This window comes from Lysinibacillus sp. FJAT-14745 (genome assembly GCF_001275675.1).
Classification (GTDB): Bacteria; Bacillota; Bacilli; order Bacillales_A; family Planococcaceae; genus Lysinibacillus.
Map to the genome: position 1 here is coordinate 184,442 of NZ_LITM01000005.1, position 14,650 is coordinate 199,091.

The 14,650-nt window shown below is 38.5% G+C and carries 10 protein-coding genes and 1 pseudogene; all 11 read right to left on the minus strand.

Translation table 11 applies throughout. The features are described from left to right. Positions 1–286: 286 nt before the first annotated feature. A pseudogene (locus AMS59_RS08240) lies at positions 287–3,214 on the minus strand (PolC-type DNA polymerase III); the annotation flags it as partial. 567 nt (positions 3,215–3,781) lie between these two features. Then, positions 3,782–5,488: a proline--tRNA ligase gene (locus AMS59_RS08245; protein ID WP_053483268.1), complete on the minus strand. Its 1,707-nt coding sequence runs from the start codon at positions 5,486–5,488 to the stop codon at positions 3,782–3,784. A 387-nt stretch (positions 5,489–5,875) separates the two neighbouring features. Continuing rightward, positions 5,876–7,141 (minus strand): RIP metalloprotease RseP, encoded by a 1,266-nt coding sequence (gene rseP / locus AMS59_RS08250; RefSeq protein ID WP_053483269.1) that lies wholly within the window; start codon positions 7,139–7,141, stop codon positions 5,876–5,878. 45 nt (positions 7,142–7,186) lie between these two features. Then, complete coding sequence (gene dxr, locus AMS59_RS08255; RefSeq protein WP_053483270.1) at positions 7,187–8,332, minus strand: 1-deoxy-D-xylulose-5-phosphate reductoisomerase; 1,146 nt, start codon at positions 8,330–8,332, stop codon at positions 7,187–7,189. A 137-nt stretch (positions 8,333–8,469) separates the two neighbouring features. Further along, complete coding sequence (locus tag AMS59_RS08260) at positions 8,470–9,270, minus strand: phosphatidate cytidylyltransferase (RefSeq protein WP_053483271.1); 801 nt, start codon at positions 9,268–9,270, stop codon at positions 8,470–8,472. Beyond that, complete coding sequence (locus tag AMS59_RS08265) at positions 9,267–10,061, minus strand: isoprenyl transferase (protein WP_053483272.1); 795 nt, start codon at positions 10,059–10,061, stop codon at positions 9,267–9,269. The genes AMS59_RS08260 and AMS59_RS08265 overlap by 4 nt, the downstream gene beginning before the upstream one ends. A 554-nt stretch (positions 10,062–10,615) precedes the next feature. Next, positions 10,616–11,173, minus strand: coding sequence for a ribosome recycling factor (gene frr, locus AMS59_RS08270; protein WP_053483273.1), 558 nt, complete (start codon positions 11,171–11,173; stop codon positions 10,616–10,618). After that, entirely contained in the window at positions 11,173–11,898 is a 726-nt protein-coding gene (pyrH, locus tag AMS59_RS08275) for a UMP kinase (protein WP_053483274.1), read from the minus strand. Before pyrH ends, frr begins: the two co-directional genes overlap by 1 nt. Before the next feature lie 280 nt (positions 11,899–12,178). After that, positions 12,179–13,066 (minus strand): translation elongation factor Ts, encoded by an 888-nt coding sequence (tsf, locus tag AMS59_RS08280; protein ID WP_053483275.1) that lies wholly within the window; start codon positions 13,064–13,066, stop codon positions 12,179–12,181. Positions 13,067–13,167: 101 nt separating this feature from the next. Next, positions 13,168–13,887 carry a 30S ribosomal protein S2 gene (rpsB, locus tag AMS59_RS08285; protein ID WP_049668466.1) on the minus strand — a complete coding sequence of 240 codons (720 nt, stop codon included), beginning with the start codon at positions 13,885–13,887 and terminating at the stop codon, positions 13,168–13,170. A gap of 157 nt (positions 13,888–14,044) precedes the next feature. Further along, positions 14,045–14,641 carry a hypothetical protein gene (locus AMS59_RS08290; protein ID WP_053483276.1) on the minus strand — a complete coding sequence of 199 codons (597 nt, stop codon included), beginning with the start codon at positions 14,639–14,641 and terminating at the stop codon, positions 14,045–14,047. Positions 14,642–14,650 lie beyond the last annotated feature (9 nt).

Below are 14,650 nucleotides of genomic sequence, written 5' to 3' on the forward strand. Positions count from 1 at the left end.
GTCGAGGGTTCGTCTCGATTATTCTACCGCTTCTAACCATAGGAATTTTATAGACGCCAGACCTATCATTCACAAGAGATTTCTATCTCTCTTTCCACAGCCGAACTGTTTGGGTGAACTTCAGCCCACTTTAACGAGCTTCAAACGTTTTTGGTGTTTGCAATACCGTTCACGCTTGTCGTAGCTTCAGCGAGTGTGTTTCAAGGCGTTACTCTGTCATTCCACACTTCGAAATAGCAATTCTACCAACTAAGGTGGTTAACCTTTTCAGTTAACAACGTGTCGCACTCAAATCAATATCAGGTACCTTATCTCCTTTAAAGCCAAGGAACGTTTCGAATGGGATATCCTGTCCATCCTTTTTATACGGCGTTCCGCATTCCGTACAATCTTTATTTGGTAAGTCAAAGCCTGAGCTTACTGAACCATCATTAAAAAACTCGGAATGCTTACAACTTGGACAGACATAATGAGGTGGAAGTGGATTTACTTCAGTAATCTCCATAAAGGTCGCTACTAATGAAGATCCAACAGATCCACGGGAACCTACTAAATAGCCATCAGCTAATGATTTTTTCACAAGCTTCGCAGAAATTAAATAAATTACGCCGAAACCATGGCCTAAAATTGACTTTAATTCCTTTTCGATTCGGGCCTTTACGATTTCTGGTAGCTCTTCTCCGTATATAAGATGAGCCATTTCATAAGTCAAATTTGTAACCTCATCATCTGAGCCTTCAATTTTCGGTGTATATAAATCATCTTTAATCGGCTTTACATCACCAATCATATTTGCAACTTTTTGAGAGTTGGTGACCACTACTTCCTTCGCAAGATCCGGTCCTAAAAAATCAAATTCTTCAAGCATTTCATTCGTCGTTCTAAAATGAACTTCAGGTAGCTTTGATCTATTTAAGATGTTGGCACCACCTTGAGAGCCAATTAGTATTTGTCTGAACATCCCATCTGTCGGATCTAAGTAATGGACATTACCGGTAGCAACAACTGGTTTATCGATTTTCTTCCCTAGCTTTACTAACTTGCGAATAATATCTTCAAGCGTCCATTCATCACGTACGACATTGCGCTCAATTAAAGGTGCATACACGGCCTTTGGTTGAACTTCAATATAATCATAAAATTTCGCAACTTGCTCTGCTTCCTCTGGGGATTTATTCATCATCGTCTCAAATAATTCACCATTATTACAACCTGATCCGATTAATAACCCTTCTCTATATTGCTCTAGGACCGCTCGTGTGACACGAGGTACACGATAAAACGTTTTTGTATGCGAGTGGGTAACTAATTTAAATAAATTTTTTAATCCAGCATTATCTACAGCTAATATCGTACAGTGCATTGGTCGTCCCTTTTTATAGGCATCCCCGCCACCAACATGCTTATTAAAGTCGTCGTGATATTTAATACCTAATTCATCTGCATCTTTTAACAGTTGTAAAAGTAAGAAGCCGGTTGCTTCTGTATCATAAATAGCTCGGTGATGCTGCGTTAAATCAATATTGAATTTTTTACAAAGTGTATTTAAACGATGGTTTTTCATCGTTGGATAAAGCATTCTCGCAAGCTCCAACGTATCAATAACTGGATGAATCGTTCCCTCTAGCCCGAATTTTTTATAGCCTGTGTATAAAAAGCCCATATCAAACGAAGCATTATGGGCTACTACTATGCCATCTCCGATAAATGCATGGAACTCCTTAATGACTTGCTCCACTTCTGGCGCGTTTCGTACCATATCATCTGTAATGCCGGTCAGTTCAATGGTTGTTGCTGAAAGCGGGTGATGTGGATTGGCAAAGCTTTCGTATTTGTCTATCACATTGCCATCTTTAATTTTCACCGCAGCAAGCTCAATTATAGTATCGTAAGCAGTTGATAGTCCTGTCGTCTCTACGTCAAACACGACATAGGTAGTGTCAGCTAATAAGCGGTGCTCAGCTGCATAAGCAATCGGTACACCATCATCTACTAAATTAGCCTCCAAGCCATAAATAACTTTTATGCCATGCTTTTTCCCTGCTGCATAGGCCTCTGGGAAGGATTGCACAACAGCATGGTCAGTAATAGCCACTGCTGGATGACCCCACTTCGCAGCTTGCTCAACAAGTCTACCAACTGGTGTCACAGCGTCCATTGTGCTCATAGGTGTATGCAAATGCAATTCAGCCCGTTTTTCTCCCTCTGGCGCCTTATCCTGTCGTGTTTCTTTTTTGATTTCATTGATATCGTTTGCCATAACGATTAAATCACGAATGAATGTGTCAGTTTGTACGGAGCCTCGTACTTTTACCCACATACCCTTTTTCAAATGTTGCATAAGTTCTGCATCATCATTATCACGTGAGAACATTTTTACAACGATGGAATCTGTATAGTCGGTAATTTTAATTTGCAATAAAGAACGACCGCTTTTCAGCTCTTTAACTTCTGCATCAAATACAAAGCCTTCAATAATCACACGACGTTCTTCTTCAACAATGCGTTTAATTTCCATTGTTTCATCATCTTTAATTAACATACCAAGCTGGAATGGTCGATCACCAAGATTGGCAAGAGCTGGATTTTCTTTCTTCTCCTGCTCACGTTTTTGGTAATCTTGTATCGCTTGCTGAGCTAAAGCTGCTTCCTCTAAACGTCTCTGTTCCATGAAAGCTTCCTGTGCCGCAATCATTTCTTCCGTTTGATCTTGAAGCACAAAATCTATCACAATGTGTGGAAAGCCAAGTTGACTATAGCTTTCGGAAAGCTTTTCTGCATACTTTGTTTTCAGCATCATAAATTCCATTTCTTGCATGCAGGATAAAGTGATTTTTTGCCCATTCCACGTAGGTATTTGCGATGCTAGACAATGTTTTAAAGGTGGCGCCATCTCATCTATTTGTTCTACTACTGTTAACCAATATTGTTGGACAAGTTCTTCCGTAACATTTTGCTCTACCGTATCAAAAGTTGTGTGGATTTGAGCGATAGCTGAAAATTTTTCAGTCAACCGAGTACGAAATAGTTGGTATAGTGGAAAAGGAAGTACATCTCGTAATTTAATGGTAAAATTCCACAGCCTGTTCTTTTTGTGTACAGTTAGTCGAGATAATTCACCTTCCTCAAAAAAGGACATATACACATCATCTGTTAACTCTAGTTGTTGCAAGAGCATTTGAAACTTCGTTCTTGCTTCTTGTTGCTGTTCCAATCTATTGACACCTACTTTCAGAAAGAGGCAGTCTTAAAGCCCCCTGTTTTATTTCCTCACCAATATTTACAATTTGAAGGAACAAATGCGCTAAAGCGTTCGTTTACATCCGACAAGCGCTGGAGAGCCCGAAGCAAAAGTAAGCGATCTACCTACTTTTGCCCGAGGGATCGAAGCGACCTCGAGGATGTAGCGCTTTAGCCTAGACGGAAAAAAATTCGCTCCCTTTCCACGGGCGACCGTCAAGCCTCACAAATCCTAAACATCTATGAATTCATGCTTGGCTCGCTGTCCCCGAGAAGTGGCGCGAATCTTTTATCTATTTAATGCCATTTACATCCTTTTTGGGACAAGCCGTTTTAAAGGAAAATCAATTATGCCTCGGCATAATTGCGTCCGGAGGCTTTAGGCCAACACGATGTTGGTCACTCAGTCGTTGCCACAGGACGTGGTGTTCTTAGACTGAGTTCCTCTATTTCAGCGGGTGTTTGGACACCCACTGAAAAGCAACTTAAAACCCGCATTCATCTCACCACCATAGAGGTGGGAGAACTCCGCTGAAAGGAGTTAATTTTTGCGGAAAAATTCATTTAAGCGATCAATGACCTCTTCTTTTTTCCATTCGAACGTTTCACCTGTTTGACGGAATTTCACTTCAACTACACCTTCAGTTGCTTTTTTACCTACTGTTACACGGACAGGTAAGCCAATTAAATCAGCATCTGCAAATTTAACCCCAGCGCGCTCAGCACGATCATCTAATAGCACATCATAACGGTATGATTTCAATAAACCATAAAGCTCATCAGCTAAGGCAACCTGTGTTTCATCCTTTGTATTAACAGGTACAACATGGATATCATACGGTGCTAATTGTGTTGGCCAAACAAAACCATTTTCATCTTGGAAATTCTCTGCAACAGCAGCTAAAATACGTGATACACCAATACCATAGCATCCCATAATAAATGGCTGTGATTTACCTTGTTCGTCTAAGAATGTACCATTCATTTTTGCAGAGTACGTTGTTCCTAATTTGAAAATATGACCAACCTCGATACCTTCTGCAAATTTGATAGTACCTTGTCCATCTGGAGATGGATCACCCTCTTGAATAAAACGAATATCTACGTATTCATTCACTGCAAAATCACGCTCAGGGTTAACGTTTACTAAGTGGAATCCATCCGCATTCGCACCAGCAACACCGTTACGAATCGATTTAATAGCATTGTCAGCTACTACTTTTATGTCTACTGGTAATTTAACAGGACCGATTGAACCAATTCCACAGCCTAATGATTCACGGATTGCCGCTTCACTAGCAAGTTCAACAGAACCAGCATCAAGCGCATTTTTTAGTTTAATATCATTAATTTCGTGATCTCCACGAGCAAGTACAACCACTAATTCACCGTCAACATCAAACACTAATGATTTAATAACATTTGAAGGCTCAATATTTAAGAAAGCTGATACTTCTTCGATTGTTTTTTGATCTGGTGTTGCCACTTTTTCAACATCTTTTAATGCTTCATCTGATGGTTGATAGTCTACAAGAACTTCTGCCATTTCAATGTTCGCCGCATAATCAGATGTGTCAGAGTATGCAATTGTATCTTCCCCAATTTCAGAAAGTACCATAAATTCATGTGTACCTTTCCCACCAATTGAGCCTGCATCTGCAATAACTGCACGATAGTTTAAACCAAGACGAGAGAAAATATTTGAATAGGCACGATACATATCATCATATGTTTCATCTAAACTTTCACGTGATGCATGGAAAGAGTATGCATCTTTCATAATAAACTCTCTGCCTCGTAGTAAACCAAAGCGAGGACGCTTTTCATCACGGAATTTAGTTTGAATTTGATAAAGTGTTAGCGGTAATTTTTTATATGATTTAATTTCATCGCGTACTAAAGTTGTAACCACTTCTTCATGTGTTGGCCCTAATGCGAAATCACGATCATGACGGTCCTTTAAACGCATTAATTCTGGACCGTATTTTTCCCAGCGGCCTGATTCCTGCCAAAGTTCCGCAGATTGTAATGAAGGCATTAAAAGCTCAATTGAATTGATTGCTTCCATTTCTTCACGAATAATGTTTTCTATTTTTGTTAACACACGTTTTGCAAGCGGTAAATACGAGTATACCCCACTTGTATTTTGACGAATAAACCCTGCACGTAGTAATTGCTTATGTGATTTTACCTCTGCATCAGCAGGTACTTCACGTAGCGTTGGGATAAATGTTTTACTTTGCTTCATTCAGTGTTCCACCTTTTTTAATAAATAAGTTTTTATACTCTAATTAGCATAAACAAATTTAGCTTTGAACGCAATGTTTCAAAAAAATTGCGCTCAAAGCTATGTTTTTCCAATCAATTTTCACCTTGGCGTAATTGCCAGGGCTTCCTCTAAATAATGTTTCACTTGAAAAACTTAACTTCATTTATTTAGATCAATTATGCCTCGGCATAATTGCGTCCGGAATCGGCTTTGTGCTTAGGCCTGCGTGATGCAGGTCAGTTAGCCGTTATCGCATGGATGCGATGATTTTAGGCTAACATCCTTTAAGAACTCCTTTCCGATTCCGTGGCATCCGCCGGAGGCATTAACTTATTTCAGCGGATGTTTGGCATCTGCTGAAATAAGTTAAAAGAAAAATCTTTGTATATCGTTCCAAGTAACTACGACCATTAAGATCATCAATAGTACGATACCGACAAAATGCACAAGACCCTCTTTTTGACGATCGATTGGTTTACCTCTTACAGCTTCGAAGCCAAAGAATAATAGACGACCACCGTCAAGAGCTGGAAGCGGTAGTAAGTTCATAATACCAAGGTTAATACTTAACATCGCAGCCCAATTCATTAAATTGATGAATCCATATTGAGCTACTTGCTCTGTCGCTTTATAAATTCCTACTGGACCTGATAGAGCATCTATCGTGAATTTACCGGTAATTAACATACCAAGCAATTCAAATATTCGAGCAGTCATATTATAAGTTTCTTGAGCGCCATAAACAACAGCCTTTAATGGATTAAATTCACGCGGGCTTTCATACTTAACCCCTATTTGACCATATTTTTTGCCATTTTGTTCTATTTTTTCTTTTACCTTCATATTTAGGTTAACTTTTTGACCATTTCGATCAACTGTTACAGTAATATTTTCACTTGGATGATCTTGTATAAAAGCAGCTAAATCTTGCCATTTATTAACTACTTGTCCATCGATGGCAGTTACTCTATCGCCTGCAAGCATTCCTGCTTGTGCGGCTGGATCATTTTCTACTACTTCTGTGATGATTGGTTCATACGTAGGCACACCATGAATTAATCCAATCAGCATATAAATAATAAAAGCTAATATAAAGTTAAATAACGGACCTGCAAAGATTGTCATTGCTCGTTGACCGACTGTTTTAGCGTTAAATTGACGATCATATGGTGCAATTAACGTTTCTTTACCGTTTTCTACGAGAATACAATCTCTTGCAACATTATAACGAACTAAATTTTCTTCTTCATCATAGCCTTCTACAAACAAATCCTTTTCTAAATCGGCACGCTCAACTTCTAAAAATAACAGATCTGGTAATTGCTTATTATTTTGATTAAAGATAATTTTCTTTACCACATTATCTTCATCTACAATAAGCCCTACTCGATAGCCTGGCTGTAATTCGGCGCCATCCATGTCCTCACCAGCCATACGTACGTAACCACCAATCGGCAATAAACGTATCGTATAGATTGTTTCACCATGTGTTTTCCCATAGATTTTTGGTCCCATACCAATTGCAAATTCTCGAACCATAATTCCTGCCCGTTTCGCGAACAAGAAGTGACCAAATTCGTGGAAGAATACAAGTAGGCCAAATATTAAAATAAAAGCAATAGCTGTTTGCATAATACCCCACCTTTAAAAGCGAATAGTTAACGATATCTTCTCTCTTTATTTTACCATGTCTAACACTGTTTTTCTTGTTTCACTGTCTACATGCAAAATTGTTTGCAAATCTGGCACTAAAATGTTGTTATGTGCTTGCATTACACGCTCAATCGTTTCGTCAATTTCAAGGAATGTTATTGTCCCTTGTAAAAATGCCGCAACTGCCGCTTCATTCGCTGCATTCATCGCTGTTAAAATTGTACCGCCTGTGCGCCCAGCCTCATATGCTAGTCGCAATGCTGGATAACGTTCAAAATCCATTTCTTTAAAATGTAGCTGACCAATTTGTGCTAAATTAAGTCGTTGTCCGTTATGCAGCGGCATACGATCTGGGTAGCTTAATGCATATTGGATAGGTACACGCATGTCCGGCGTACCTAGCTGTGCAATAACACTAGTATCATGATACTCAACTAGGGAGTGAATAATACTTTCTCTATGCAAAAGTACATCAATTTTATCATAAGGCATATCAAATAAGACATGTGCTTCAATGACTTCCAGTCCTTTATTCATCATTGTAGCTGAATCTATCGTAATTTTCGCACCCATTGACCAGTTCGGGTGATTTAGTGCATCTGCAACCGTTACATGCTTCAATTCCTCGCGTGTTTTGTCACGGAAGCTACCACCAGAAGCTGTAATAATTAAACGTTCAATATTTTTCGGATTCTCGCCATTCATCGATTGGAAAATCGCCGAATGCTCACTATCAACCGGCAAAATTGCTGCATTGTATTTCTTGGCCTCTGCCATCACTAAATGTCCAGCGGTTACAAGTGTTTCTTTATTAGCAATGGCAATTGTTTTGCCCATGCGAATTGCAGCTAATGTCGATTCTAGTCCAACACTTCCCAGAACCGCGTTTACAAGCACGGTCGAATCAGGATGTGTAGCGACCTCTACAAGTCCTTTTGCACCAAACGTAAAGTGTACTTGTGGATATTCTTTAGCAAGCATAATTGCATCTTCTTCTAATTGAACAGATACAAGCTCTGGCTTTAAAGTTTCAATCATTTCACGAGTTTTTTCGATATTTTTTCCTGAAGAAAATGCCACTAAATGAAAGGCATCACGTTGTTCTTTTAAAATATCATAGGTTTGCCAACCGATTGAACCAGTTGCACCAAGTAAACTAATTTTTTTCACGACAAATTGTCCCCTTTTTCTATCTCAGCAAATGATATAGCACGATTATTATCACTCTGTTTAGAGGAAAATGCTATTGTTATGGCGCATCACCATAACGTAGAGTTGATTTCGGTTCCGACTGAACGCTATTGTTCCTAGTTACCAAAAAGATGTAAAAAATGTAGTAAAGGTACGACGAATAATAGACTATCAAAGCGATCTAAAATACCGCCATGCCCTGGTAAAATTTTTCCTGAATCCTTTACGTCAAAATGACGCTTGATAGCCGATTCCACTAAATCGCCCATTTGACCAATAATTGACGCAAAGATTGTGATGAAAATAAGTGAGACATAACCATTCGCAAATGGATAAATTGCCTGCATCCCAACAGCAAAGATTACTGCAATGACAATTCCCCCTACAAAACCTTCCACGGTTTTCTTCGGTGAAATTTCAGGCCATAGCTTATTTTTGCCTAGTTTTCTTCCAACAAAATATGCACCTGAGTCAGTTGTCCAAACTACAAGTAAACAATATACGACAAACTCTAGACCATAGCTTCGAGTTTCAATTAAATAATGGAAGCCTAACCCGACATAAAATGCACCTAATAAAATAAATGCAACTTCATCGAATGTAATTTTATTTTTCACAAGGACTACGTATATGAGCAATAGCATCATTAGACCATACACAACCATTAAATTGGAGGAATAGCCAATTGCATCTACTACCTTATTTGACCAGTTCGTTGGTATTACAAGTAGTATTAATGTTAGTAACCCTAAAAAACCAGGTACCGAAAAAAGTGAAATACCTTTCATTTTTAGTATTTCATAAAAGCCAACAACAGCCATTGCAAGCACAAGTATTGTAAATGGCACTTTTCCATAGATAACAAATGGAATAAATAGTGCTGCTGCAATTATTGCCGTGATAATTCGTTGTTTCAAGTTGTTTCTTCTCCCTTCAACCCACCGTAACGGCGATTACGTTTCTGGTAGTTTTCCACCGCTTCCAGTAAGTTTTCCGCACTAAAATCTGGCCACAATGTATCTGTAAACCAAAATTCTGTATAGGCGAGCTGCCATAACATAAAGTTGCTTAATCGCACTTCACCGCTTGTACGAATTAATAAATCTGGCTCTGGCAGATGAGCCGTCATTAAATGAGATGTCATGCATTCTTCTGTTATGTCTTGCATCGTTAATTGACCGTCCTGCACCTTCTGAAGCATTGTTTTCATGGCATTAACCATTTCCGAACGACTTCCATAATTCAGAGCAAAATTTAGTATTAATCCTGTATTATGCTTCGTCTCCTCCATCGCCTCAAACAACGCTTTTTGCGTATGTGCAGGTAACAAAGATGGGTCGCCTATCATTTCAACTCGTACATTGCGTTCCATCATTTCAGGTAAAAAGGAACCTAAAAATTCTACAGGTAAACGCATTAGGAAATCGACCTCTGGTTTTGGTCGCTTCCAATTTTCTGTAGAGAACGCGTACACCGTTAAAACTTTAATACCTAGATCTGACGCAAATCTAGTTACCTTTCGTACTGTCTTCATACCTTCATGGTGCCCAGCAACACGTGGCATGGCACGTTTCTTTGCCCAACGTCCATTTCCGTCCATAATAATCGCTACATGGGCAGGAATCGGCTCGTTTTTAGCAAGGGCAACACGTTCCTCCAATGATAGTGAATCTATATTTATTTGTTTACCTAATAGCTTTTTAAACATGCTAACTCCCCCACAACAACTAATCGGACGTATACTAACCTATCATAACAAACAAAAGCGCTTTTTGTCTTTTTTTTCCCTCTAAATTGACTATGTATGAACTATCTTATTTTAGAACTACACACATTTTAAAATTATCACCATAACGTTGAGTTCATTTTCGTTACTACTGAGCACAGTCGAAACGAAAATCAACTTAACTCGACATACGTCTTCACTAAAATGTCATTCCAGCTTTTGGCGAAGAACTCTTTATAAAGAAGGGCTTTTAAGGCTTTTATCACGCTCGCTCAACTTAAGGTTAAAAAGGGGTATTGTTTCCCTTATTTCGTTCAATCCTCAATAATGTATTTCTCTTCACGAAAAGTACAGTTCCCCTTAATCTTAAAAGAAAGAAAAAATAGATGAAAGGTATTTCCCTAAAACCATTAAAGTTTAATGTATAAAACTTCACTAGATCTTTTAACAGTAAAGAGAAAAGACGTCCTGATATTTATAGGACGCCTTCATCTCATCAAAAAGTTCCATCATAGATATGCAAAGCGAATAGTTGCTTACACTTCTAGAATTTCTTTTTCTTTATCTTTCGTTACTTGGTCTACTTTAACGATGAATTCATCCGTTAATTTTTGAATATCTTCACCGTAGCCACGTAGATCATCTTCTGTGATTTCGCCAGCTTTTTCAAGTTTTTTTAGATCATCATTAGCATCGCGACGAACATTACGTACAGCGATTTTCGCATCCTCTGCTTCTTTTTTCACTTGCTTCACAAGATCTTTACGACGCTCTTCTGTTAAAGCAGGAATCATTAAACGAATAACAGATCCATCATTTGTTGGTGTAATACCAATATCTGATTTCATAATCGCTTTTTCGATTTCACCTAAAATTGTTTTATCGTAAGGTGTAATTACTAATAGACGTGCTTCTGGTACCGAAACACCACCAAGCTGATTAATCGGTGTTGGTGCACCATAATAATCAACCGTAATGCGATCTAATAGAGCAGCATTTGCACGACCTGCACGGATTGAAGATAGTTCACGTGAAAAAGCGGCAATTGTTTTGTTCATTTTATCTTTAGCTTGTTCTAAAACTTGTTTAGTCATTATGCATTCCTCCTAACAACTGTTCCAATTTTCTCGCCTTGTACGGCACGTTTAATATTACCTGGTTCCGTAATTGAGAAGACAATTAACGGAATATCGTTATCCATACATAAAGTAGAAGCTGTTGAATCCATTACTTGTAAGCCCTGTTGAATAACGTCTAAGTATGTGAGTGTATCATATTTAATGGCAGTTGCATCTATTTTCGGATCTGCAGAATAAACACCATCTACATTATTTTTTGCCATTAAAATCGCATCTGCGTCGATTTCAGCTGCTCGTAACGCAGCTGTAGTATCAGTAGAGAAGAATGGGTTACCCGTACCTGCAGCAAAAATTACTACGCGTTTTTTCTCTAGATGACGAACTGCTTTACGGCGAATATATGGCTCTGCTACTTGTGTCATTACAATAGAAGATTGCACACGTGTTTCAATCCCTAATTTCTCCAGTGCATCTTGTAACGCTAATGAGTTCATAACCGTTGCTAGCATACCCATATAGTCGGCTGCTGCACGATCCATCCCCATTTCGCTACCGATTTTTCCACGCCATATATTACCGCCACCTACAACAACAGCAACTTCTACATCAAGATCTACTACTTCTTTTACTTCTTCTGCAACAGCCTTGATTATTTTTGGTGATAAACCGAAGCCCGCTTCTCCAGCTAACGCTTCACCACTTAATTTTATAACTACTCGTTTATATTGTGGCACACTCATTGTAAACCTCCGTCAGACTTTATTTAAAACATCCTTATTCCCTTTTCCATTATAGTATAAATAACAATAATTGCTAGTTGTGAATAAGGCAAAATAGAAAATTATGTGGCACATCACCATAACGTGTGGTTTATCAAATGTTATCCGCAACTTTAGGTGATGAACCAATTATATCTTTTTTCGCTCATTTCGGAAAAATAGGGAACACGTTATGTTGTGTTCCCCATTTTTTGTCTAGAAAATCTAGATATTATTTGGTTAGGATCAAACGCAGGCTAAATTAGTTACCTTTAACTTGGCTCATTACTTCTTCAGCAAAGTTATCTTCACGTTTTTCGATACCTTCACCTACAGCGTAACGTACGAAGCCGTTTACTGAACCGCCAGTTGAAGCAACGAAGTCACGTACTTTTTGATCTGAGTTTTTAACGAATGTTTGGTCAAGTAAGCAAACATCTTCGAAGTATTTACCAAGACGACCTTCAACCATTTTTGCTACGATGTTTTCTGGTTTACCTTCGTTAAGAGCTTGTTCAGTTAATACTTTACGCTCACGTTCAACTTCTTCAGCAGAAACTTCATCGCGAGAAACATAAGTAGGGTTAATAGCTGCGATATGCATAGCAACATCTTTTGCAGCAGAAGCATCTGTAGAACCTTCTAAAGTAACTAATACACCGATGCGGCCGCCCATGTGTAAGTAAGAACCGAATGCATCTGCATCAGTTTTTGTTTTCACTTCGAAACGACGAAGAGTAATTTTTTCACCGATTGTTGCAATTGCTGTTGAAATTTGGTCAACAACTTTTACACCTTCAGCATTTGCAATCTCTAATGCAGCTTCAACTGTTGCAGGTTTAGCAGCAAGTAATTGTTCAGCTAATGAAGCAACTAATACTTGGAATTTATCGTTTTTAGATACGAAGTCAGTTTCAGCATTTACTTCTAGGATGATTGCATCGTTTCCATTTTCTAAAATGTAAGTTGTACCTTCTGCAGCGATACGGTCAGCTTTTTTAGCAGCTGAAGAAAGACCTTTTTCACGTAGGAAATCGATTGCAGCATCTATATCGCCATCAGTTTGTACTAACGCTTTTTTACAATCCATCATTCCAGCGCCAGTTTTTTCACGTAATTCTTTTACTAATTGTGCAGTAATGTTTGCCATTTAGTGTTTCCTCCTCAAATTGGTTGTACAAATTTTAGTGATAGGTTCTAAAAAAGGTGATAAGGGTCCTGAGCCACTTATCACCTTTTTGTAAACGTGAATTACTCAGCAGCAGCTTCTACAGCTGGAGCTTCCTCTTCACCTTGTTTTGACTCGATTAAAGCGTCAGCCATTTTAGCAGTTAAAAGTTTAACAGCGCGAATAGCATCGTCATTAGCAGGAATTACGTAGTCGATTTCATCTGGATCACAGTTTGTATCAACAATACCTACTAGAGGGATGTTTAATTTAATAGCTTCTGCAACAGCAATGCGTTCTTTACGTGGGTCAACCACGAACATTACGTCTGGAAGAGCGTGCATATCACGGATACCGCCTAAGAATTTGATTAGACGTTCGTGTTCTTTTTTAAGTTGGATTACTTCTTTTTTAGGTAGAACTTCAAAAGTTCCATCTTCTTCCATTTTTTCGATTGCTTTCATACGTGCAACACGTTTTTGAATAGTACCGAAGTTTGTAAGAGTACCACCTAACCAACGTTGGTTGATGTAGTAGTTGCCTGAACGTTCAGCTTCATCTTTGATCGCTTCTTGTGCTTGTTTTTTCGTACCAACGAAAAGAACTTTACCACCGTCTTGACCAACTTGACGCATGAAGTCATAAGCTTCCTCTAATTTTTTAACAGTTTTTTGTAAATCGATGATGTAGATCCCGTTACGCTCAACGAAGATATATTTCTTCATTTTTGGGTTCCAACGACGAGTTTGGTGACCGAAATGTACACCAGCTTCAAGTAATTGTTTCATAGAAATTACTGACATGTGAATTTCCTCCTAGTATGTTTGGTTTTTATCCTCCGCATTTATCACTTGCAACAAGCTACCCTAAGCTTAGAGCACCACTTACTACATCAAAACGCGTGTGTATTAATAACACCATTTGCAACTATACCATAGCTTTATCCCATTCGCAACTGTTTTATTGATGAAATTTCAATAAAAGCTCGATTTCTGTTTTCCCTTTTTGAAGCTGCTTTGCAATTTCTTCAGGTGTTTTACCTTGTTTCGCTAATTCAACAGCTTGTTGTTCCACTGTTAATGGCTTAGCTTCTTGCTTTTTGGTTGCATCAGTTGCTTGATGGTCCGAATGTACCACCTTCGCTTCAGTTTTAGCCCCAGTTTGCTGCTGACGTGAATAAGCATTGGCTACGATATTTTTGGGCACATAAATACGCTGTTCATTATCTAGACTAATAGAACCGTCTACTGTGCTTTCTTCCTTTGTCAGAGAAGGTGGTTGCTCCTGCTCCTTTTGTCTCACAATCTGTTCTTCCTGTTTCACAGCATTCGTTTGAGTTTCAGACTTAGAAACTCTTTGCAGCTCTTGAATTAGGCGATCATTTTCATCTTTCATATCAGCTAAATAGACGCTGATGGTATCATCCATTTCACGCATTAAGCGCTCCTGCTTCTTTTCTAAGTCCTTAAATTTTGCTAGCTTCGTATTTAATATGATAAGGAAATAAAATGAAATTAGCTGTAAAATAAATAGAACCACAATTAGTATGATTGTCATAGTAAACTC